General features: G+C 68.0%; 18 protein-coding genes and 5 pseudogenes. 7 read left to right on the top strand and 16 right to left on the bottom strand.

Annotated elements, in window-relative coordinates:
- Window positions 1-105: 105 nt before the first annotated feature.
- From ABTX78_RS34655 to ABTX78_RS34645, 3 genes and pseudogenes are all read right to left on the bottom strand, one after another.
- Window positions 106-856, bottom strand: a pseudogene (locus ABTX78_RS34655) (transposase).
- Window positions 857-1,223: 367 nt separating this feature from the next.
- A pseudogene (locus tag ABTX78_RS36230) lies at window positions 1,224-1,571 on the bottom strand (ATP-binding protein); the annotation flags it as partial.
- Between the two features lie 159 nt (window positions 1,572-1,730).
- Window positions 1,731-2,540, bottom strand: coding sequence for a DUF5984 family protein (locus tag ABTX78_RS34645; protein WP_352210745.1), 810 nt, complete (start codon window positions 2,538-2,540; stop codon window positions 1,731-1,733).
- Window positions 2,541-2,656: 116 nt separating this feature from the next.
- On the opposite strand from ABTX78_RS34645, the pseudogene ABTX78_RS34640 reads away from it, so the two are divergent.
- Window positions 2,657-2,863: pseudogene (locus tag ABTX78_RS34640) on the top strand (hypothetical protein); the annotation flags it as partial.
- A 410-nt stretch (window positions 2,864-3,273) separates the two neighbouring features.
- A complete protein-coding gene (locus ABTX78_RS34635) occupies window positions 3,274-3,792 on the top strand; it encodes a hypothetical protein (RefSeq protein ID WP_352210744.1) in 519 nt (172 codons plus the stop codon).
- A gap of 173 nt (window positions 3,793-3,965) precedes the next feature.
- Here ABTX78_RS34635 and ABTX78_RS34630 read toward each other — a convergent pair whose 3' ends face one another.
- The 4 genes and pseudogenes from ABTX78_RS34630 to ABTX78_RS34615 form a co-directional block, all read right to left on the bottom strand.
- On the bottom strand, window positions 3,966-4,619 hold the full coding sequence (locus ABTX78_RS34630) for a hypothetical protein (RefSeq protein WP_352210743.1): 654 nt from the start codon (window positions 4,617-4,619) through the stop codon (window positions 3,966-3,968).
- Window positions 4,616-5,164 (bottom strand): hypothetical protein, encoded by a 549-nt coding sequence (locus ABTX78_RS34625; RefSeq protein ID WP_352210742.1) that lies wholly within the window; start codon window positions 5,162-5,164, stop codon window positions 4,616-4,618. The genes ABTX78_RS34630 and ABTX78_RS34625 overlap by 4 nt, the downstream gene beginning before the upstream one ends.
- A 430-nt stretch (window positions 5,165-5,594) precedes the next feature.
- Window positions 5,595-6,110 (bottom strand): hypothetical protein, encoded by a 516-nt coding sequence (locus tag ABTX78_RS34620; RefSeq protein WP_352210741.1) that lies wholly within the window; start codon window positions 6,108-6,110, stop codon window positions 5,595-5,597.
- Window positions 6,111-6,427: 317 nt separating this feature from the next.
- Window positions 6,428-7,003 (bottom strand): annotated as a pseudogene (locus tag ABTX78_RS34615) (pentapeptide repeat-containing protein); the annotation flags it as partial.
- Between ABTX78_RS34615 and ABTX78_RS36225 the strand changes: the two are divergent.
- Both ABTX78_RS36225 and ABTX78_RS34610 read left to right on the top strand, forming a co-directional pair.
- Window positions 6,896-7,219: a DUF8825 domain-containing protein gene (locus tag ABTX78_RS36225; RefSeq protein WP_502994055.1), complete on the top strand. Its 324-nt coding sequence runs from the start codon at window positions 6,896-6,898 to the stop codon at window positions 7,217-7,219. The pseudogene ABTX78_RS34615 and the gene ABTX78_RS36225 overlap by 108 nt on opposite strands.
- Before the next feature lie 102 nt (window positions 7,220-7,321).
- Entirely contained in the window at window positions 7,322-7,528 is a 207-nt protein-coding gene (locus tag ABTX78_RS34610) for a hypothetical protein (protein WP_352210739.1), read from the top strand.
- A 207-nt stretch (window positions 7,529-7,735) separates the two neighbouring features.
- Here ABTX78_RS34610 and ABTX78_RS34605 read toward each other — a convergent pair whose 3' ends face one another.
- The 4 genes from ABTX78_RS34605 to ABTX78_RS34590 all read right to left on the bottom strand — a co-directional run bounded on the left by ABTX78_RS34605 (window position 7,736) and on the right by ABTX78_RS34590 (window position 11,537).
- A complete protein-coding gene (locus ABTX78_RS34605) occupies window positions 7,736-8,206 on the bottom strand; it encodes a hypothetical protein (protein WP_352210738.1) in 471 nt (156 codons plus the stop codon).
- Window positions 8,207-9,476: 1,270 nt separating this feature from the next.
- Entirely contained in the window at window positions 9,477-10,019 is a 543-nt protein-coding gene (locus ABTX78_RS34600) for an AAA family ATPase (protein ID WP_352210748.1), read from the bottom strand.
- A gap of 64 nt (window positions 10,020-10,083) precedes the next feature.
- Entirely contained in the window at window positions 10,084-11,274 is a 1,191-nt protein-coding gene (locus ABTX78_RS34595; protein WP_352210737.1) for a bifunctional class I SAM-dependent methyltransferase/NUDIX hydrolase, read from the bottom strand.
- 80 nt (window positions 11,275-11,354) lie between these two features.
- Window positions 11,355-11,537 (bottom strand): hypothetical protein, encoded by a 183-nt coding sequence (locus ABTX78_RS34590; protein WP_352210736.1) that lies wholly within the window; start codon window positions 11,535-11,537, stop codon window positions 11,355-11,357.
- Here ABTX78_RS34590 and ABTX78_RS34585 point away from each other — a divergent pair.
- Window positions 11,516-13,519 (top strand): annotated as a pseudogene (locus ABTX78_RS34585) (Tn3 family transposase); the annotation flags it as partial. The gene ABTX78_RS34590 and the pseudogene ABTX78_RS34585 overlap by 22 nt on opposite strands.
- A 78-nt stretch (window positions 13,520-13,597) precedes the next feature.
- Here the strand turns inward: ABTX78_RS34585 and ABTX78_RS34580 are convergent.
- Together ABTX78_RS34580 and ABTX78_RS34575 are read right to left on the bottom strand one after the other, a co-directional pair.
- Window positions 13,598-14,437, bottom strand: coding sequence for an ABC transporter permease subunit (locus ABTX78_RS34580; RefSeq protein WP_352210747.1), 840 nt, complete (start codon window positions 14,435-14,437; stop codon window positions 13,598-13,600).
- Between the two features lie 2 nt (window positions 14,438-14,439).
- Window positions 14,440-15,348, bottom strand: coding sequence for an ABC transporter ATP-binding protein (locus ABTX78_RS34575; RefSeq protein WP_352210735.1), 909 nt, complete (start codon window positions 15,346-15,348; stop codon window positions 14,440-14,442).
- A 133-nt stretch (window positions 15,349-15,481) separates the two neighbouring features.
- Here ABTX78_RS34575 and ABTX78_RS34570 point away from each other — a divergent pair, with 133 nt between their 5' ends.
- Both ABTX78_RS34570 and ABTX78_RS34565 read left to right on the top strand, forming a co-directional pair.
- Window positions 15,482-16,735, top strand: a complete 1,254-nt coding sequence (locus ABTX78_RS34570; RefSeq protein ID WP_352210734.1) for a sensor histidine kinase — start codon at window positions 15,482-15,484, stop codon at window positions 16,733-16,735.
- Window positions 16,732-17,391, top strand: coding sequence for a response regulator (locus ABTX78_RS34565; protein WP_352210733.1), 660 nt, complete (start codon window positions 16,732-16,734; stop codon window positions 17,389-17,391). The genes ABTX78_RS34570 and ABTX78_RS34565 overlap by 4 nt, the downstream gene beginning before the upstream one ends.
- A 106-nt stretch (window positions 17,392-17,497) precedes the next feature.
- Here ABTX78_RS34565 and ABTX78_RS34560 read toward each other — a convergent pair whose 3' ends face one another.
- The 3 genes from ABTX78_RS34560 to ABTX78_RS34550 all read right to left on the bottom strand — a co-directional run bounded on the left by ABTX78_RS34560 (window position 17,498) and on the right by ABTX78_RS34550 (window position 20,878).
- The gene (locus tag ABTX78_RS34560) at window positions 17,498-18,472 is read right to left on the bottom strand and encodes a tyrosine-type recombinase/integrase (protein WP_352210732.1); all 975 of its coding nucleotides are present in this window, start codon (window positions 18,470-18,472) and stop codon (window positions 17,498-17,500) included.
- 356 nt (window positions 18,473-18,828) lie between these two features.
- Complete coding sequence (locus tag ABTX78_RS34555) at window positions 18,829-19,344, bottom strand: GNAT family N-acetyltransferase (protein ID WP_352210731.1); 516 nt, start codon at window positions 19,342-19,344, stop codon at window positions 18,829-18,831.
- Between the two features lie 13 nt (window positions 19,345-19,357).
- A complete protein-coding gene (locus tag ABTX78_RS34550; protein WP_352210730.1) occupies window positions 19,358-20,878 on the bottom strand; it encodes a hypothetical protein in 1,521 nt (506 codons plus the stop codon).
- Window positions 20,879-20,906: the final 28 nt, after the last annotated feature.

The following is a 20,906-nucleotide window of genomic DNA, read 5'->3' as shown; positions in this document are numbered from 1 at the left end:
AGTGAGATCACCACGCCAACGACGAGGGGCCCTGTCCTGTCACGCCCCCGCCCACCAGGTCATTTCCCCCTGCGGGGCAGGATGAAAGAGGTTCACTGAGCGTTTTCAGCGTTGCCTCTCCAGGGTGAGGACAGCTTTGGTGGTGACGGTCATGCGGTTGGGGCTGATGCGTGATCTGCGGAAGATCTGCCAGGACTTCAGCCGTGCCGTGCCGTGTTCGACCGGTGCCCTCGCCGTGGCCAGGGCCCGGTTGACGGTGCGCTGGGTGAGGGTGAGTTCACCGCCCGGTGGCCGTTTGAGTCCGGTGGTGACCCAGGGACCGTTGCCTTGGTAGGCGCGGTCGGAGAGGACGGGGACGCCCTGGGGGTTCGCAGATCCGGATGATGCGGTGGGTGCGGGCCGCGGTCAGGTCGTGGGTGCGGCCGGGCAGCGCGGGCGAGATCCACAGCACCTCGCCGGCAGGGTCGGTGACGACCTGGACGTTCACGCCATGCCGGCGGTGTTTTGCCGAGTAGTCGGCCCGGCTGTCGCCGACGCGGTCGCACTCGGCGGGAGTCCCGTCCAGGAGGACGAACTCCGGATCATGCTCGCGCAGAGTCTTGAGCAGGCCCGGCGCGCGGTCGGTGAGCAGACCGGTCACGGCGGTGACGTACGCGTGGACGGTGCCGACGGATATCCCGAAGCCGGCCGCGATCCGGGCGAGGGTGTCGTGGTGGCGCAGGTACACCAGAGCGACGAGCGCCCGCTGGTGCGGCGGGAGTTTGCACCTGCGGTCACCCTCACGGGTGACGATGAGCATCGTGACCCACTCGACCAGGGCATGCGGGAGGTCGAGTGCGGCAGGATAGGGAACCAACAGGGCTCCTGTGCCGATGGGTTGGGACTTCGAACACCTCCACCAACGGCACGGGAGCCTTATGCGTTGCGGCCCTCACCGCGACCTGCCCGGCGTCACCCGATCAGTGGCCACACTGAAAACGCTCACTGTGTGGGCCGGGGCTCTCGGGCTCGCGCGGCTGGGACTGGCCGGAGACGAAGTCCGGGTGCGGCTTTCGCATTGCCAGGTCGAAGGCGGAGGTCGAGGAGGAAGCCACGTCGAGTGCTCTGGTCGGCTTGTGGGCGACGGAAGCCCGGACATCGTGAAGGTGCGTTATGACGGCATACAAGGGGAGGTAGTGCCTGCCGCCAGGACGCCGTGGGGAACCTTTGCGGTGGTGGACATGGCGTTCGGTCAGGACCTGAAAGAGGAGTTCGGCACCGTGGCGGTCGAGTTCCATGTAGCCGAGTTCATCGATGCAGAGGAGGTCGACGCGGCCGTAGCGGGCGATGGTTTTGTTGAGCTGTTTCTCGTCGGCCGCCTCGACCAGCTCGTTCACCAGTTTTGTGGCGAGCGTGTAGCGGACGCGGTAGCTCTTCATTGCGGCCTCGGTACCCAGGGCGATGAGCATGTGGGACTTGCCGGTCCCAGAGTCGCCGATACGGCAGAGCGGCTGGCTCTTCTTGATCCATTCGCAGCTGGCGAGGGTGTGGACGGTGGCCGGGTCGATGTTCGGGTTGGCGTCGAAGTCGAAGGCGCAGGGACTGTCTGCGGGACCGCTTGAAGCCGGGTGCGAGTCCGAAGGCCCGCTATTGCTTGTCGGCTTGCCGTTCAGGCAGTGGCGGCAGGCGCGTCGGGTACGGGCTCGGGTGGCCGCCATGCGGGAGCGGCTGGACGCGGCGGCGCAGGATCGCTACTTCGCTGGTCGCTGACGGGGCCGTGCGGTGCCCGGCTCAAGATCCGCTGTTGCGGCGGAAAGCTTACGGGCGCCGGCCCGGACGATGCCCCAGTCAGTGCTGCACTCGCGGGTCCACGCGCGCTGCAGGCGCGTCGAGCGTTCTTCGTGCTCCCGGCGAAGGTGCCGTAGGTCGAGGTCGACACCAGGCGGTGGCCCGGTGGCCTCCAGCATGGAAATGCGCTGGTCCATCGCCGCCAGCAGCGCGAGGTCGAACTCGGTCACAGCAGCGACGAACGAACTGGTAGGCACTGCGGTCAAGCCAGTCAGCGGGCCAGCAAACTCGATGTCAGGTTCAGGCTGATGCCTCCACGCGACGGTGACGACGTCGTCACCGTCGATGATCGTCCGCCACCAACGAATGTGCGGCGCGTTCTGAAGGGGCCCCGTATACATCGAATGGCTGACATGCCACAGCCCGGCAGCCTCGATCTGCGGAGCGTCCTCCCGCGACGGCCAATCGAGGAGTTCCTCAGCCACGAAGTCGGCCAGATCTTCCGGGACTGGTTCCATGATCTCCGGAAGCATCTCAAGCAGGTCCTCCCAGATCCGAACGACGTAGTAGTCGACATAGGGCGGCGCATCCTCGGCTCCCCCCTCCTCGACCCACTTCTGCAGCGTGCGGTCCGAGTAGCGCAGCAGCTCGTCGTCACCGATTTCGATCCAGTACCAGCCTTCCGTCAGCGCGAACCAGTGCAGGGAAGGCTTCTCTCCGCCCCATGCCGGAATGTCCGCTACTGGCCGCAGACCGAATCGGAAATGAATCACCGGATTAGTCTTGCAGGCTCATCCCGACCGCCCGTCGTCGCCCTGGCATGCCGATCCGTCCAGACGATGTGCCTGACCAGGATCGAAACAAGCACTGAGTGGGTGATGATGACGCGGTGAGTCTGGATCTGAGCAACTACGAACTCCGTTGGCCCACGTCGCTGTTCGTGTCGGAAGGGGAGCGTGTCCTTCGCTCGTCGAACACCTCATGGGGGGCGCAGGCGACATGGCTGCTGACGGAAGCCCTGGCCGGCACGACAGCGGTCGCTGACTTCGAGGACCTGTCCAATCACCCCGCATTCTCGGACGACCCATGGGCCACGGACGCCGAGCAGGACCAGGCGTCGCTCGGTGCCGGCGTGTCCGCTCTCATCGCCACGGATCTTGGAGATCGCCCTGTCGGAAGCGCGCGGGTTCCCGGAATCTTGAACGTTGGTAAGCAGGAACCTGCGTGCCAGCTGATGGCTGCGGCGGTCCCACGCGCGGGTTCCGGCTCAGCCGACGGGACATGGTGAGCGAAGCCCGGTTCTGCCAGGTGGATTGGGAATACCACGGCTGATCGGAAAGACGCATCCTGCCTGGACCTTCCGACTTTGACGACGGCGACGAACTCACCCGGCGACTGCCCTGACAGGCTGCTCTGTACGATCACCGAATACGGGGCGCTGGTCCGCCTGTCCTGTGCAGAGATCAGCACGTGGTGCCTTGTCCGGATAGTTGAAGGAGTTGGCGGGTGTCCGCTTTGGACTTCTACGCTCACGTCGCCGTTTGCGGTGAGGTCTTGGGAGTTGGCCTCGGTGTCGACCCGGAAGCCTGGGAAGCCGCCCTGGGGGTGACATGCCTCGATGTTCCCGGTGGTGGCCTACTGCGGCGGGACTACGGGCTCGTGGAAATCAACTTCTCGCCGGACCAGCCAGGGCGGCATGGGCAGATGTCGTGCTTCGGTTTCGGCGTGAAGATCCAACGACTGCGGCACGACCAGTCCCCGAACACCGTACCGTCCCCGCTCTCGCGGGAGTACGGGGAATTCGCCCCCAGAGTCCCCTTCAAGGAACTGCAGACCGCCATCCTGGCCCTGGGCCACACGATCGAACTCGACACGCACAACTCGTCGGGCGACATGGACTGCTACCGCGTATCCGCGTCCGCTGCCCGCATCCACGTCGTCGCTGACCCTGACCCGTACGGGTCAGGCGACCCGGATCCAGACGGACATCAGAGGGGCGACGTCTGGTCCGTCGGCGTGTGGTGACCGGCCAACGACCTCTCGGCAGCGTCTGCGATATCCCGTCGCTACGAGGAGCGCCGGGCAACGATCACCTGCGCGCCGGGCAACGATCACCTGCGCGGCGGGCAACGATCTGAAGAGCGCGCGCCACCCAGCTGATCAGCCACGCTCAAGCCCCCCGTGCTGCATCCGACTGGCTAGCCCGCAGGCCGGTGTGGGTTCGGCATGCCGTCATCGTTCATGTGCGCCCGCTGCCAGATCTGATTCCAGTGGAACGGGGCCTGCGGGACGAACCGGTGCCGCTGCCCGCACGGACATGGCGTCAGTACCCACGCGCACCCACGGCACAGCTCCACCCAGCCGTGCCCGGTCGAGTTCGATACCAGCGGTCTCTCGTCCCCGCAGGCGGGGCAGCCGGGGAGATCGGCGCCGTCCAGAATCGCGTTCTGCCGCCGAACGTACTCGGGCAGCCGCAGCGACGGATGGCGGAACGGGTCTTCGTACCAGGCGCGGTTCGGGCTCTCCCACCAGCTCCGCAGCCACCACGGTCGCGGGTCTGGTGTAGCCCGCCGCCCGGCCCGCTTCTCTGCCCGGCGTTGCGCGGCGTACTCCTCCGCTCGCGCGAGCCACAGCACCCTAGCCTCATGCAGTTCCTCCACCGCCCGCACCAGCGCGTCCGGATCCTCCTCCACCCGCCGGGGGATCGCGGCGCTGAGCGTGAGGTGGTGGTACGTCGCCCGCAGGCCGTACGGCGCAAAGAGGGTGAGGCAGGTGCGCAGCGCGCTGTGCCGCCGGTGGAGGGGAAGGCGGGCGTCGTGCACGTGCGCTCGGTGGGTCAGGAAGCTGGTCATGGTGTGGGCGTCAGGTTCAGTGCCCGTGCCAGGGAGGCAGTGACGGCGGCAGCGTGTGCCGGCAGGTGTTGTTCAGTCCAGGTTCCGGCAAGGCCGAGGAAGTCCTGCAAGTCCTGCAAGTCCTGCTGGGCGCCGGTGACGAGCCTGCGTACCTGGTCTGGCGACAGCTCGATCACCGGGGTGCCGTCCGTCCCGTAAGCGTCGAGTGTCAGCCGGACGATGTCGCCAACGCGCTCGGCCATCGAGGACGGATCGTGGCCGAAGTAGGCGTTGCCGGTGCCGTCGAGCACATCCAGCCAGTCCCGCCAGGTCTCCAGGCCGTTGCAGCAGCCCGGCTCGACGAAGACGGTGTCGGTGGCGTTGTCGGTCACCCGGAGCCCTCCGGCGGCGAACAGGTCAGGCATGGTGAGCAGCCCGTGCAGGAATGTGCCGAGCGGGTCGGTCGGGCACGGCCCGTGCTCCTGCTCCGGCTCGAAGTCGTTGCAGTCGGCGATCCGCGTCACCGCTGTGCCGACCTCCGCCGGAGCCAGCTCCCCGTTCAGCACGAGGTAGCCATATGACTCGTGCTCGCCAACAGGGCCAGAGCGCGAAGTCGTCGGCGGCGGAAATCTCCAGAACGGGTTGCATCACGATCACATGGGGATGATGCCGGACCCACTGCTATGCCGCCACGGGCTTTCAGCTGCGGCATCGGGCTCGGACCGGGCCCGCTACCTGGGCAGTTTCGCGGTGCGCTCCGGGCAGGCGGTGCTGACGTAGCGCATGGCGGTCTGCTCGGTGATGCCGAACAGCGCATCAAGTGGACAGGGCTGTTGTGGCTGAGCGCGCTATTCGCCCCTTGAGCGCGACAGTTGGCCCGTTGTGCATTCCACTTGGCCTCCCGCACCGCGGCTGTCCATGCCCGAGGCCATCTGGCTGAGGAAGCACGCCGGTCGGAGTTGGGGCCAAACGGATGGGAGCCAGCCACCCGAGCGTCTATGGCGCTTTGGGGGCACGGACCTCGTCGCGGATGATCGCCGTCTTCGCGGCGAAGGCCTCAAGGTCGAACTCGGCCGGCGGCTTCTTGAAATCCACGGTCTGGGACACGCGCGCCACGGCCGATCCGTCCGCCCAGGAACAATCGGGTTTCCAGGTCGTACCGAACTGGTCGACCTCTTGGACGATCCGGCAGGACACAGGCTCCGAGGAGCCTTGAGGGATGATCGTGCGAGGGCCGATGATCACGCTGAAGCGCCTGTCCGGCACGCTGGTGCGGCGGTCGAGAATCTTCAGGAACTCGTCGCGGGCCGTGACTGGGTTCAGCACAGTTCCGTACACCCCGGTCACCGCGAGCACTGGCCCCGACGTTTCCGTGGTTCGGTCGGCTGGCTGATAGGTGGCGAAGGCGGAGACGCCGTGCTCGATCTGGCCCGAGAGCATCATCGAGATGTTCTGATCAGGCGCAGAGTGGTCGGACTCCGTGAAAACGCCCTTGAGCACCGCCTTGGGCATCTCCAACCGGTAGGGGCCCGCTGGAACCGAGGCCTGCCCCGGGCCGTTGGTCGGAGAGATCGCACCCCCACTCCCGCCGCAGCCAACCAGCGCCACCGCGAGCATGGCCGCTGACGCCGTCCTGAGATGTCGCCTCACGTGTCTCCCCCACCACTGTCATTCATCCAACATGATCACTTTGCCATGAGGTGGTCTGCCAGGCTACGGGGCTTCACGGCCCGGCCAGATGGCCTCGGGCATGGCCAGCCGCGGTGCGTGTGACTCAGCACGCTACTTGTCGCTAACCGCACTACTCGACGTGCGGTTCTCCGGGCGGGTCAGCATGACAACTGTCGCCGATTCGGCGAGGTATCTGTCGGCTGGTGATCGTTTGGCAAGCAAGTTGTCGCCAACTCCGAAGAAGTCGCCCCGCCGACGCGAGCTGATCCGGCCCTGTTCCTGCGGACGTAGATGATCGCCCGGCGGTTGAGCACATCCTCGGTCGTCCCTTGAGCCAGGCGTGGCCGACGGGTGCACTGGCACCGGGCAGCGGGGTCACGGTCGTTCACCAGGACTGGGACGGTCCTTGGCAGGTCGAGTTCGCTGGAACGATCGATGCCATGGGTGCACCGGAACCCAACGAACATGCCCAGTCGCTCAGCGGCGAGCTGCGGTACTGGGTGGTCTTTGACGCGCCGCCGTACGACTGCGACGGGGCCGGGCCCTATCGCAAAGCCCAGATCTGGGGTCGGTATCTCAGGGCCGGTCCAGAGCCCGAAGCGTAGGAAGCCGCGCCCCGCGTAGCCCTGGAACGTCGCCGACCCGAACCCCGCGTAGCCCTCGAAGGTCGCCGACCCGAACTGGGCGCCGCCCTCGAAGGTGACCGACCCGAACTGGGCACCGCCCTCGAACGTCGCCCCGTAGAACCCCGCGGAGGATGGACAGCGGACGAAGCGGCCGACTACGACCGGCTGTGGGCGGAGCTCCGGGCCGCGGCCGCCGTCGTCGACTGTCACCCGCACTGGGCGCGGTGCAAGGAGGAGAACGCGGACCAGTACGCGGCACGGCAGGCACTCAAGCACGCCGACGGCGCCGTGCCCGTCGACCAGGACGTGACCGCGGCCGCGTGAAACTTTCCGCGAATTCGATGCCGTCCGGGAGGCTCCGGGACTGGCGAAGGGGTGAAGGGCGGGCCCACAAGGGGGCGCGCCCCGCGCTCGAGAGGCCAGACCATGGCTCACACCCGTGTCCGCACCTACCGCCTGACCAACCCGCGCGCCCTCGGCGACAGTGAGCGCCGCATCCCTGTCCCCGGCGCCGCGCCCATCGGCTCGATCACCACGACCGTCATCGACGGCCGCCCGAAGCGCGTCCTTCTCACCGGCACTCGGCTCGTCGGCGGTGTCCTCGTTGCGGAGCTCGTCGACGCCTACCTGTAGGCTTCCCGGTCCGCGGGGCACTTACTGGCCGGACTGTCCTCCCGCCACGCCACGTTCTGGTGGGCCCGCTTCTGCGGCATGCTGCCGTGCCACGCCGCGCGGTCCGTCCTGGCAGGCTCCACATGCTGCTGGTCGATCGATCGGTAGCCTAGAAGGCCTGGCCGGTGCGTCCCTGCCGCCCCCGGGGAGGCGGCAGGGTTCAGGCTGTCACCCGGGGAAGTCCGCCCAGTTGAGGCAGACCGTGGAGGACTTCGCCTCCTGTGTCACCCCGTTGACGGTGAACCGCACGGTGCCGCCGTAGGGGCCGCCGACGGCTCCCGCTCCCCAGTCGTAGCAGTCCGGGACCACCGCCGTGGGGCCGTAGCAGGCCCGCTGGCTGCCGCTGCTCAGCGTCATCTGCTCGCATGAAGCATTGCCGAAATCGCCGGCGATGGCACCGGAGACGGTGACGGCCTTGCCGGAGTGGTTGTTTGCGACCAGGACGACCTGGGCCTTGCCCAGGTCGCTGACGATGAGACAGCCCTGGAAGGCCACCCCGCTGATCGCCGTGTGCGCCACGCTCTTCGCGCAGCTGGTGACCTTGCCCACCGCCTGCCAATGCGGCGCGGCCACGGCCGTCCCGGAGCCCAGGATCACGCTGCCCAGCCCGGCAGCCCCCACCGCAACTGTCTTCAACATCCGACGCATAGCGCCCCCTCTTCACAGCCATATGAGACTCGAACTCTAGATCAATTTCGGAGAAGGCGTATCCCCCGAACACAGACCCGTTCCTGCATGCGGACCCCTGCCGGCGGCCCGGGGGCCCCGGCGAACTGGGGACTCCTGGCCGACATTGCTCAGGCGACGACCGCCCGAACGCGGTGAGGCTCCCCGCCACCTCATAGTCGGCGGGGATTTCAATGAAAGCCTGCTCCGTCACAGTTGGCCTGGAGCAATGGTCGCGCTGGAGGTGGACAGCTATGCCCGCGCTGCCGACGTCCTTTTCGGCCTCCTGCCCATGCACAGCGGCTGCGCCGGTGCCAGCACTGAGCCGATCGGCGGCGGGAGTCGAAGGAGCCGGTTCTGCCGTGCTGCAGCAGGGATCGGGTCATCGCCGACGTCACATACAGGTGATCGGCGGCGCTGGACTTGCCGACTTTCGGCCTCCGGCATGCGTGCGGAGCGCCGTTGGCCTGTGGATGAAAATGGCACCGCCTGTCGACGTACAGCCTGTGCGCGAGTTGGGCTCCGCATCCGCCGAGCAGGAGCCCGCACCAGAACGAGTCGTGGGCGTGAGAGCGGCGGAACCTGTCTAGCTCGATGGCCTCGGGCGGCAGTATGACGGGTATGTCCGGTGCTCGTCTCTGATCACTGCCGTCTGCACCAGCCGTGTGTCCCGCACCACGACGACCCCCAATCGCCCGTGGTCAACGACAGGTGACGCCGCGCCATGGCGCATGAGCATCGGACTGCGTCTTGCCGAGCCGTACTCCGAGGACGAGGACGGAACTCTCATCGCGTCCACCGCATGGAGTTGTTGAACAGCTGCAAAGATCGGCGCGGGCCGGACGCCCGCCACGTCGGTTCCGTCTTCCTCAATGCGCCCATTTCCCCGGTACAGGCGACGGCGAGGGGTTGGCGGCCTGTTTCGGTGAGTTGGCGGGCTCGGCTGCCGGCCAGCCACCCCAGCTGCTGTTCGTCTATCTTGACGAGCATGCGGGTGGTCAGGAGGTAGCTCTCTTGGCTAGGAGGACGTAGTGGTCCGGCTGACTGGCGTTGGTGGTGAGCGCGGGGCCGACGCGGATGAGGCGTGGCAGGCGTACGGCGAGACTGGCATAGCGACGGGCATCGAATTCCGCCACCGCGCGGCGGGCATCCGAGGAAGGCCGCTGTTGCTCCGATCGGCTGAGCACGTCGGGTATCCGGACGGGCGCGGCGGAGCCAGGCCGAGGACGGCGGATCTGCCGGTTCAGAGGTCTCGCGGTGGCAGCTGGTCGAGGCCCGAGTCGCGCATGATGTAGTCGACCGTCTCTTTCAGTGAGCTGTCAGCGGGTATGACGGTCTCGATTTCATTGGGGAGCATGTCACGCTCGCGATACCAGCCGCTGAGCTCCCGCTCGGTCACATGGGCGAGGTACTCAGCATCGGGCTTTGTTGCGTGCCGAACAAGCGTCTCGGCGAACGGGACATCGAGGTAGTAGCAGCGGGGAGTGCCGCGGTGCTCTCGGACGAGGGTCTCCAGCATGTCCCCGTACCGGTCTGCGTACAGGATGCCCTCCACGACCACGTGGTAGCCGGCATTGAGGGAGTAGCGCGCCACCGTGGAGATCAAGCCGATGTTGGAGGCGCCTGGCCGGTCTCGCTCGCGGAGTACGACGCGTCGGAGATTGTCCTGCCCGACCAGGGCGAGGCCGCGGCCGAACCGGTCGCGAAGCCCCGCCGCCACGGAGGACTTGCCCGACGCTGAGTTTCCCCGGATCACAATCAGCCGGCTCTCTTCGCTTCCCACGATCACCGGGGCACCCTACCCATGGCACAGGGGCGCCTATGCACCTCAGTAGCCACGCGCTGAGGGGTCACGGCCGCGTCGTTGCGGACAGGTCAGCATTGCCGGCGAGGGGGTAGAAGCGGGCCGCCGGGTGGTCGATGGCCAGCTCAGGCCTCCAGGCAGTGAGGCACTGTGCGCTCGGGATGAACAGGCCGTCGGGGATCCGGTTGAGTTGGCACCATCGCCAGTCGCCTACGCTCTCGTTCGGCTGCGTAGCGGGGGTTCCGTCCCAGCAGGTCACCACGGCCGCGACCGTCATTCGTACTACCGGGCCGACGTGGTCCAGGAGAAGCCCGAGCAGGACGACGTCTTCCTCGCGGGCGCGGCATCCGGTCTCCTCGATGAGCTCGCGTACAACCGCATGTTCCAGCGATTCGCCCGGCTCTACAGTGCCGCCCGGGAGTTCGAGAGTGCCGCGGCGATGCCGCCCGAGCAACAACCCGTCTGGGCCGTGCAGAATCGCGCCGACGCCGAGGGCCGTGTTGGGCTCCGGAGGGCGCGTGGTGCGCGGTCTGCTGCTGGAGGAGGTGCGACTGTGCGCACGGTAGAGGCGGACGGAGACCGGGTTGTCGTCTTCGGGCGCGTCGAGTTCGTCGATCCCGTCGATGAGCAGGCCGTTGTCGACGCAGAGGTCTTCCCACAGTTTCGGCGTGAGCACCCACATCTCGACGGCCTGGTCCTCCCCGTCGGCGAGCGGAAGGATCTCCGTGCGCGGGGCGACGCTCGACGAGGGGCCACGGCCGTCGGAGTTGGTGTGCAGCACGGAGAAGGCGAGGAGCCCGCCAGCCTTGAGGCCCTGGCGGACGGCGGGCAGCAGACGGTGGGGGTTGATGTAGGCGAAGCCGTGGATGGAGTAGATGACGTCGTAGGGTTCCGCGCGCTGCAGATACTCGACGGCGTCGGCATGGATGAGGGTGAGTCCCGACAGGTCGCCGTACCGGGCAGTGGCGCGTGCGTGCTGGCTGGCGGATGCCTCCACCGCGTCGACCGCGGCGCCGTGCTCACGCACCAGGTGGGCGGCGTGCTTGCCCAGGCCGGAAGCCAGGTCCAGGACACGCAGGCCGGTCAGGTCGCCGAGCACCTCGGCTCCGGGCCCGGTCGGCCAGAACCCCCAGGAGATGCGCTCCACTTCCGGGACGTCGGTGCCCCGTTGGAGATGATGGTTCCCGTACGTGGTCCAGGCTCGGGCATTGACTGCTTCGGGCTCCGGGCTGTGCATAGCGCTCCTTGATGCCGGGGGAGTGGCGGGGCCGCGCCGGGTTGCGCGGCCCCGCGATGACCTCTGCTGGTGGCCGCCGGTCAGCGGTCCTTGGCGAGGGCGTACAGCTCGCCGAGCAAACTCCCCTCGGTCTCGACGAGTTCGTCGAACGAGCCCTGCTCCCGAACAGTGCCCTGGTCAGGCACAATGACCCGGTCGGCCATACGTACGTTGTCCAAGCGGTGCGTGACCACCACGGTGATCCGGTCCGGAGCGTCCGCCAAAGGTGCGGACGCTGGCGGCGATGTGGGAACAGATCGAGGCGGTGGTGCCGCGCAACGAGCTGGCCGCCGCGATCGCGGCACTGTTCGAGCTGGCCCCGCCGCTGGACTCCGATGCGGATCAGGCATGGCGGGCGATGCTGGCCACCCGGTTCGGGACGGTGCGGCCGTTCCTGAAGCTCCTGGTCAAGGTCGTGGATTTCGGAGCGACTCCGGAGGGCGCCCCGATTCTGGCCGCGTTGAAGACCTTGCCGGAACTGATAGGCCGCAAGAAGGTGGGACCTGCTGAGATCGACACCGAGCTGCTGGCCGGGTCCTGGCGGCGCCTGGTGCTGGCCGCGCCGAATTTGGAGCCGGGGACGGTGGACTGGAAGGCGTACGTGTTCTGTGTGCTGGAGCAGTTCCACCGGATGCTGCGCCGGCGGGAGATCTTCGCGAAGGACTCCTCCAAGTGGGGCGACCCAAGGGCGAAGCTGCTGGCGGGTGAGGCGTGGGAGCAGGCCAAGTCCACCGTCCTTGCGTCTCTGGGCCTGCCCGAGGGAGCAGGCGAACACCTGGCGGCGCGGGCCGCGCTGTTGGACGGTACCTACCGGGAGGTCTCGGGCCGCCTGCCGGAGAACGCGCAGATCTCTTTCGACGATGACGGCCGCCTGCACTTCGCCGCGTTGGAGCCGGAGCCCGAACCGGCCTCCCTGCTCGACCTTCGGGCTGCTGTTAACGCGATGCTGCCCCGCGTCGACCTGCCGGAGGTGCTGCTGGAGGTGTTCTCCTGGACCGGCGCCGACCAGGCGTTCACCTCGGTCACCGGCGGCGAGGCCCGGCTCAAGGACCTCCCCGTCACCATCGCGGCGCTGCTGGTGGCCCATGGCTGCAACGTCGGGTACACCCCCGTCATCAGCGGGGTTGACGCGCTGAAGTACGGGCGGTTGTCCCACGTCGACCAGACGTATCTGCGGCTGGCGACGTACCGGGCCGCGAACGCCGCACTGATCGACGCCCAGGCGGCGATCCCGCTCGCCAGTGCGTGGGGCGGCGGGCTGGTCGCCTCCGTGGACGGGATGCGGTTCGTGGTGCCGGTGCCCTCGGTCTACGCACGGCCGAACCCGAAGTACTTCGGGCGGCGGGGCGGTGCCACCTGGCTCAACATGATCAATGACCAGGCGGCCGGACTCGGCGGCAAGGTGGTGGCCGGCACCCCGCGCGACTCGCTGTATGTGCTGGACGTCCTCTACGACCGCGACGGCGGCAAACGCCCCGACATGATCGTTACGGATACCGCCTCGTACTCCGACATTGTCTTTGGCCTGCTGACTTTGGCGGGGTTCACCTACGCGCCGCAGTTGGCCGACCTGCCGGACCAGAAGATGTGGCGCATCGACCGCACGGCCAACTACGGCGCGTTCCAGGACGCGGCCCGCGGCCGGGTCGACCTGGTCCGGATCGAGCGGCACTGGGAGGACATCCTGCGGATCATCGGCTCGATCCACACCGGGGCCGTGCGGGCCTACGACGTGATCCGGATGCTGTCACGCGACGGCCGGCCCACCCCGCTGGGCGACGCGATCGCGCACTACGGGCGCATTTCCAAGACCCTGCACATCCTGCGTCTGGCGGACGAGCCGGCCTACCGACGGAAGATCAAGGTGCAGGCCAACCTCCAGGAGGGCCGCCATGCACTCGCCCGGAAGATCTTCCACGGCAAGGCCGGGCAGCTCTACCAGCGCTACCAGGACGGCATGGAGGACCAGATCGGCGCCCTCGGCCTCGTCCTCAATGCCCTGGTGCTCTTCAACACCCGCTACATGGATGCCGCCATCACCCAGCTCCGGGCCGACAGCTTCGACGTCCGCGACGAGGACGTGGCCCGCCTCTCGCCGTTCGTGCGACACCACATCAACATGCTCGGCCGGTACTCCTTCCAGCTCCCGGACCTGCCGGGTGGCCTGCGGTCCCTGCGTGACCCCGATGTCCTCGATGAGGAATAACGGTCGTCAACTCGTCATCCTGGTCGCGGCCGCCTTGGCCGGAGTGTCCGTACCCGGGCAGTTGGCCGACCGGCCCTCTCACTGGTCGCGCCGGTGTGCGCTGGTGACGGCGAGTACGGCTGCGGTGAGCGCCCACACCGCGTAGACGGTCCAGGCTCCGCCGGTCGTCCACGGGAAGTCGGTCTGGCGGGGGCCGACCTCCACGAGCCGCAACCACGCCTGATAGAGCGTGGCGTGCCCGGCGACCGCCGACCAGTGGCGGCCCTCGGTGAAGACGATGGGCAGCACGAGGATGACCGCCACCGCGGCGATCATGGTGGCCGAGGTGTGCCTGATGACCGAGCCGATGGCCATGCCGACGACCGCGCACACGGGCGCAAGGAGGGCGGACGCCACTACGACACGCAGGGCGCCCGGATAGCTGATCGATATGCCTGCGTCCCGGCCGTCGAGGATCGCCTGCGTCAGGCCGAACGAGGCCCCCGCGACGATCGAGCCGAAGACGGTGGCGACCGCACTGACGACCACAGTTTTGGCGGCCATCACCGAACGGCGGTCCGGAACGGCCGCGAACGTCGTACGAATGGTGCCCGTGCTGTACTCGCCGATGATCGCGACGGCGCCGATGGCACCGAGGGCGAGCATCAAGACCATGGCGGAGTTCGCCGTGAACGCCTCCTGTGGCGGAATTCCGGCCCGAACGTAGTCGGCCCGGTCCGCCGCGCTCCGCTCTGCCCAGTAGTTGTAGGTGTCGTAGGCGGTCCCCGCGTTGAACGCGATGACGGCCAGGGCGGTGGCCCCGTACGCGATCCAGGTCGAGCGCAGCGACCGAAGCTTGATCCACTCGGCGGCCACCAGGTCGTAAAAGCGGGCATGGGGTTCGTCGGCGCCAAGTCCGCCAACGGGAGCGTATGTCATGGTCACTGGGGGTCTCCTGCGAGGTATTGCACGCTGTCGGCGGTGAGCTCCATGAACGCCTCTTCCAACGAGGCGGACCGGGCGCTGAGGTGATGCAGCGGAATACGGTGTGCCATGGCGATCTCACCGATCCGGACCGCGGTCACACCAGTCACAGCAAGCAGGTCGCCCGCCGTGTCCACGGCCGCGCCCTCGGCCGTCAGCAGATCTCTCAGGACGGCAGCTGCGAGCGTACCCACCGTGACGCTCTGCCCAGTGCCACGAGCGGAGAACTCCGTGAGGCTTTCGGCCGCAATCAGCTCACCGCGGCCGATGACGATCAGCTCGTCGGCGGTGTGCTCCATCTCGGACATGAGATGGCTGGAGACAAACACCGTGCGGCCCTCGGCGGCCAGACGCCTGAACAGGTCACGCACCCACCTCACGCCCTCCGGGTCAAGGCCGTTGAGCGGCTCGTCAAAGAGCAGTACCGGTGGGTCACCGAGCAGGGTGGAAGCGATGCCGAGCCGCTGCTTCATGCCGAGCGAGAATCCGCCGATGCGGCGCCGGGCGACCTCGGCGAGGCCGACCTCCCGCAGCACCTCCTCCACCCGACGCTGTGGGATGCGGTTGCTGCGGGCCAGGGCGGACAGCTGCGCCACCGCGCTGCGCCCACCGTGCACATCGTGCGCGTCGAGAAGGGAGCCGACATGACGCAGGCCGCGGGGCCGGTCGCGGAAAGGGCGGCCGTCGACGGTGACGGTGCCGCTGGTGGGCTCGTGGAGGCCGAGGATCATCCGCAGCGTTGTGCTCTTGCCGGCGCCGTTCGGACCGAGAAACCCGGTCACCTGGCCGGGCCGCACAGTGAAGGTCAGATCTTTGACGGCCGTCGTGCCGCCGTATCTCTTCGTGAGCTCGTTGACTTCGATCACGGGGACAACGGTGCCGGTGGGCGACCCCACCCGTAATCGGACCACCGATGACAATCGGAGAGGACGGGTGTCAACCCTGGTTGTACGGCCACGGTCGGATGTGCCGTCAGATGCAGGTGCCTACGATCAATGCATGTCCGCCTCACCGCCGCTGCCGTTGCCGCTGCTCAAACGCATACCGCCGGGCCTGTGGACGGCACTCGCGTGGTACGCGGCAGCAGTCGAACCCATCGTCGAGTACGTAGTGATGCCGGAAGCGCGGACGTACTCGCTCAACTTCCCCCAGGACGGGCTCGACTCGCTCGGAGCCCGGGCGCTGCTCGCCGTCGCCTTCGTGCTGATCCTGGCCAGCAGCGCGGTGCTGCGCCGCAGGACCTCCGCGGCGTACGGTCTGATGATCCTCGGTACGGTCATCTCGACGGTGGCCTGGCGTCAGGATGAGATTCCGCCCACGCAGTTCCTGGCCGTGGATATCGCCCTCTGTTACATCGCAGCCACCCGCCCCCGGCGGGACTCGCTCACCGCGGCCGCCGCAGCGCTCGGCACACTCGCCGGCTACCTCGTCCTGCGGTTGATCACGGGCGACGATTCCAGCATCGTGCAGGAGCCGTTCGTGGCCCTGACCGTGGTCATCGCCTGGCTCATCGGCAATTCGTCGCATCAGGCCCGGGCCCACAACGCAGAGTTGCACGCCCGGGCCGCCGCCGAGGCGGTCACCGCCGAACGTCTGCGCATCGCCCGCGAGATGCACGACACCGTCGCCCACAGCATCGGCATCATCGCCTTGCAGGCCGGCGCCGCGGCCCGGGTCATCGAAACCCAGCCGGCCAAAGCCCGCGAGGCGATGCTCACCGTGGAGATGGCCGGCCGCGAGACGCTGTCCGGGCTGCGAAGGATGCTCGGCGCGCTGCGCCAGGCCGACCAGGATGAGGAACGCCAAGGCCGTGCGCACGCGCCGGCGCCCCTGCGACCGGCCGCCGGCCTGGCGAACGTGGAACAGCTCGCCGCGACGACCACGGCGGCCGGAGTCCGCGTGGAGGTGCGGTGGCAGGGCAGGCGCCGCCCTCTGCCAGCCGACATCGACCTCGCGGCGTTCCGGATCGTCCAGGAGTCGGTGACCAACGCCGTACGGCACTCGGGTGCCGATTCCTGCCAGGTGCGCCTCGACTACCGCGCGGACGAACTCGCCGTCGAGGTCTCGGACCGAGGGAAAGGCGGCGGCACCAGCAGGGACACCGGATACGGCCTGATCGGCATGCGCGAGCGGGTCGCGCTGCTGCACGGCGATTTCACTGCCGGGCCGCGTCCGGGGGGCGGCTTCCTGGTAGCGGCCAGACTCCCGGTACCGGCAGGGACCGCGGCAGAAGCAAAGACGGGAGCCAGATGACCATCCGTGTCGTGCTCACCGACGACCAGCCCCTGGTCCGGGCCGCCCTGCAGATGGTCATCACCGACACCGCGGACATCGAGGTGGTGGGCGAGGCAGAAGACGGCGCGGAAGCGGTACGCCTGACGGAGGAACTCGCCCCCGACGTCGTCGTGATGGACCTCCGGATGCCCGGCATGGACGGCATCGAGGCCACCCGGCTGATCACGACGGGCACCAGCTCCACACGCGTCGTCGCCCTGACGACCTTCGACGACGACGACTACGTCTACGGGGCGCTGCACGCCGGCGCCTCCGGATTCCTCGTCAAGGACATGGCCCTGGACGACATCCTCGCCGCGATCCGGATCGTTGCCGCCGGGGACGCTCTGATCGCACCAGCCGTCACACGCCGACTGATCAAAGAATTCACCACCCGACCCGCAGCGTCACCGCCGCGGCGGTCGGAGCTCGACGGCATCACCGCCCGGGAACGCGAGGTGCTGACCCTCGTCGGCAGGGGCCTGTCCAATACGGAGATCGCAGGTGAGCTCTCCATCAGCATCGCCACCGCCAAGACCTACCTGACCCGCTTGCTCGCAAAGCTCAATGCTCGTGACCGGGTGCAGCTAGTGATCCTGGCCTATGAGGCGGGCCTGGTGGCAACATCCCGGTGAGTGGACAGACTCCCCGCACAGCGAGCACCGGCGGGCGGTGCGCGATCCACGCGAGTCCGATCCAACCCCGCCTGCCGTCAGTGCACAGGTTGATCAAGGTTCTGGCTCACCGCCGGCTGTCACCGGGGGCCAGAAGGCTGGTCAGCTCGGCGATGGCCGCCGGTGAGGGCTTGAAGTAACGGCGGAGGTTCTCCGCCTTCTTGTGACGCGACTTGGCCATCAGCATGAGCAGTGACGCACCTTGCTCGCCGAGGTGCGTGAGAGCAGAGTGCCGGTACTCGTGAAGGTCCCAACCGCTGCCCGGTCCACGAACTGCGGTGTGCCCATCCAGTAGGGCGCGGGCTTGGCCGTATGAGAGCCGGGCGAAGTCTGTGTCCGGACACACGTCCCGCGGGCCCACCACCTTCCCTGGGCCGGCTCGGCGGTGGGTGACGAACACTGGCCCGCGCGTGCGTCCCTTGAGCAGGCGGGGCAGGAGCCTGGCCGTGCCCGCGTCCCAGTACACAGTCTCCAGCACGAAGTCCTCGCGCGTCTGGCCCCGTCGTCGGGCCTTCGCCCGGGCGCCCTTGGCCTTGACCTGACAGCGGCGCCCGGCGAAGTCCAGATCCTCGATGTTCACACCCAGAATCTCGTCGGATCGAGCGGCGGTCTCATAGAGCATCCGGTACAGGGTCTTCTCCCGCAGGTGCACCTCGCGCCGCGCAATCAGCCGGTCGATGGCCATGCGCGAGCGGGCCGGGGTCTCGGAGTCCGGCACCCCCAGCCGCTTCGCCCAGGACGGGACCGCCGGACACTCGTAGCCGCGCTCGCGGCACCACGCCAGCCAGGACAGCACCGATGCCCGACGGGAGTTCCAGGTGTTCACCGCCGCGGTGCCCCAGAGCAGTTCGAGGGCTTCCCCCACTTCGTCGTCCGTAGCCGAGCCGAGCGGGCGGCCCTCGCCGAGTCGCAGCGCAGTCTTGCCCACCCCGATCCCGTAGGTGCGGACCGTGTTCGGGTTGCCGAGCGAGTCGAGGAAGAGGTCGGCCGCCGTCCGCACGGTGAGCGCTTTGCCTGTCGGCAGTTGTACGACGGTGGGCACCGCTTCCCCCTTGCCACAGATAACAGGGCCGCTTCGCGTAGGAACCGAAGAGCGTCACCGCAGGTGACGAATCAAGCTACCGCAGATATCGGGGTGTTATCTGCGAGAAGACTTCAGATAGCGTTCGCTTCCGATGCTCCGTCAGCCGCCCACCAGGGGCGACGGGGGCTTAGCGCACGATCTGACATGGATGTTCCTCAAGCCCCTAGAGTCCCGTGAGTTCACGCAAACTGAAGGGTTCTCGGTGGGAACTCAAGGGTCCGTCGTCGTGCTCTGCGGAGTTGCTTCCGTGGGTTCGAGGCCAACTCGCGACCTTGCCGTTCCTGGTCCCCTGGACGGGTAAGACGCCGAGCGGGTTAGCCAAGAGGGCGGCGGTAGCGCAACTTGTTGAGAGAAGCCCCACCGGTGGTGTCTTCCACGGCTGTTCCGTCTGCGCGCCAGCCGGCAGCTTCGTAGAAGCGCCGGGCGCGACGATTGTCTTCCAGGACCCACAAGGTGGCTTGCGTGTACTCGGCCTGTCGGAGAGTCGTCAACGTGGCCAGCATCAAGTGCTTCCCGATCCCAGTGCCCCAGACCTCGGGCATCGCGTAAAGCGTGCCGATTTCCGCGACGGCAGGGGTCTCCTGAGACGGGCCGAAACCTGCGAATCCGACGATCCCCGCCTCGGTTTCGGCTACCAGTACTCCCGACAATGGCCATCGTGTCTCCGCGATGCGTGTCTTCCACTCGGACTCTTCGCGGCTTGGGTCCATGGCGTCGAGGTAGGGCTGGGGGACAAGACCGGCAAAGGCCGCCTGCCAGGAGCGCACGTAAACACCGGCGACCGCTGATGCGTCATCAGGCCATGCCTGTCGAGTCTGCATGGCCGTCATTCTTCAAGTCCTCTCAATCCGGGCCAAGTTCTTTTCCCGGGGGCGATGCCGAGTGCTCGGCTGCCTGTTGCAGTAGTGCCCGTGCGGAGTCCGCGTAGCGCATTGCGGTCTTCTCGTCGAGCCCGAACACCTCGGCGAGGTGAAGCGGATCGGGCCCGTGGGTCAGGGCCTCTTCGAGTTGCCGGTCGACGCGGAGCCGCTCCAGCGTCGCGTCCTGGCCGCGCATCGCGGCGCTGATCCAGTGGTTGCTGGCGCGGCTGGTCTTGGTTGCGGTCTGGTTGTTGATCAGTAGGTGGAGGTTCGCGGTGTTCGGCCACCGGTTTCGCCGGTGCTCCAGCCAGTCCAGCAGCAGTTTCAGGGTGAGGTCGTCGAGCGGGCGGACACGTCCGGCGATGGTCAGCCGTCCGTTGCCGAGGTCGACGTCGTCGAGCATGAGGTTGGCGATCTGGGCGACCCGGGCGGCGTGGACCGCTGCGAGGGCGAGGATGAGCCGCGTCGCCGGGGTGGTGGCCGCCGCGACGGAGCGGTCGACCTGCTCAGGGACGAGCGGTTGCAGCACGGCGTACTCGTATCGCCCGACCTTGATCCGACTGGTGGGGTTGCGGAAGATCAGCCCGTTCCGCTTGGCCCATGTGAACAGCGAGCGCAGGGCGACGAGTTGGTCGTGGCGCTGGTGACCGTGCAGTGTCTTGACGTAGGTGAGGACGTCGTCGCGGGTCACTTCGCGCAGGTGGTCGTAGGGCTTCGACCATTCCAGCAGGGCCGGGCGGACTCGGTTGAGGTAGAGCCAGACCGTCCCTTCCCGTCGCGGGAGGCTGCGGGGGCCGCCGTCGCGCAGGACGCGGGTCCAGCGCTCGGTCTCCGAGCGGATGCCGGGTGCGAGACCCTCCAGCCTCTCGGCGAGCCAGCGTTCGAAGGAGGGTTCGCTGTCGTCCTCGAAGATCCCCATCTCGTCCAGGGCCGTGACGGTGTGGCCGACCGGCAGGTCCAGGGCCCGCAGCGGGGCGAAGATCTCCGTGTGCCGGATGACGTCGCCCTCGACGTAGCCGGTGAGGACGAGGGCCAGGCCGCGGTTGACGGCGAAGCGGATGTTGCGTCCCCAGCCGCGGGTCTCGGCGAGCCGGTGGGCGAGGTACTTTGTCCAGGCCAGCCACGGGCTGGCCAGGTCGGCGTCGGCCAGGGCGAGCCGGCTGTAGTCACGGGGGATCTGTGCGAACAGCGGTAGCTGCCGCCAGCCAGGATCCGGGCGCCAGGCCTGTGAAGGAGGCGGCTTGCGCGGGGCTCCCCGCCGTTCTCCGCGCGTCCGAGCCGCGGGGGTCGGTCTCCTGCGGTAGTGCATCCCGACGAAGAACAGTTGGTGATGCCGGACGGCGGCGAGCCGGTTCCGCACGCCCGTCTCGTCCGTGGGCTGGCCGCCGACGTCCTTCGCACTGAGGCGGGCCTGGCACCAGCACAGGCGGCAGTAGTTCCACTTCAGCGGCTGGACGCGGCGGCAGCCGGTGCATGCGGCCGCGTCGTGGCCGCGGCCGAACATGTAGCAGGTGGGGCAGAGGCGGCCGCTG

It is taken from the genome of Streptomyces sp. NPDC096193, from assembly GCF_040302905.1.
GTDB lineage: Bacteria > Actinomycetota > Actinomycetes > Streptomycetales > Streptomycetaceae > Streptomyces.
The sequence above is the reverse complement of the archived record's forward strand: the minus strand, read 5'-3'. Positions and strand labels throughout refer to the sequence as shown.

Excerpts from the sequence above, each read along its gene's own strand:
- ABTX78_RS34630 (WP_352210743.1), bottom strand. The coding sequence starts at position 4,619 with ATGACCAGCTTCCTGACCCACCGAGCGCACGTGCACGACGCCCGCCTT.
- ABTX78_RS34620 (WP_352210741.1), bottom strand. The coding sequence starts at position 6,110 with ATGCCCAAGGCGGTGCTCAAGGGCGTTTTCACGGAGTCCGACCACTCT.
- ABTX78_RS34610 (WP_352210739.1), top strand. The coding sequence starts at position 7,322 with ATGGCTCACACCCGTGTCCGCACCTACCGCCTGACCAACCCGCGCGCC.
- ABTX78_RS34605 (WP_352210738.1), bottom strand. The coding sequence starts at position 8,206 with ATGTTGAAGACAGTTGCGGTGGGGGCTGCCGGGCTGGGCAGCGTGATC.
- ABTX78_RS34595 (WP_352210737.1), bottom strand. The coding sequence starts at position 11,274 with ATGCACAGCCCGGAGCCCGAAGCAGTCAATGCCCGAGCCTGGACCACG.
- ABTX78_RS34580 (WP_352210747.1), bottom strand. The coding sequence starts at position 14,437 with ATGACATACGCTCCCGTTGGCGGACTTGGCGCCGACGAACCCCATGCC.
- ABTX78_RS34570 (WP_352210734.1), top strand. The coding sequence starts at position 15,482 with ATGTCCGCCTCACCGCCGCTGCCGTTGCCGCTGCTCAAACGCATACCG.
- ABTX78_RS34565 (WP_352210733.1), top strand. The coding sequence starts at position 16,732 with ATGACCATCCGTGTCGTGCTCACCGACGACCAGCCCCTGGTCCGGGCC.
- ABTX78_RS34555 (WP_352210731.1), bottom strand. The coding sequence starts at position 19,344 with ATGACGGCCATGCAGACTCGACAGGCATGGCCTGATGACGCATCAGCG.
- ABTX78_RS34550 (WP_352210730.1), bottom strand. The coding sequence starts at position 20,878 with ATGTTCGGCCGCGGCCACGACGCGGCCGCATGCACCGGCTGCCGCCGC.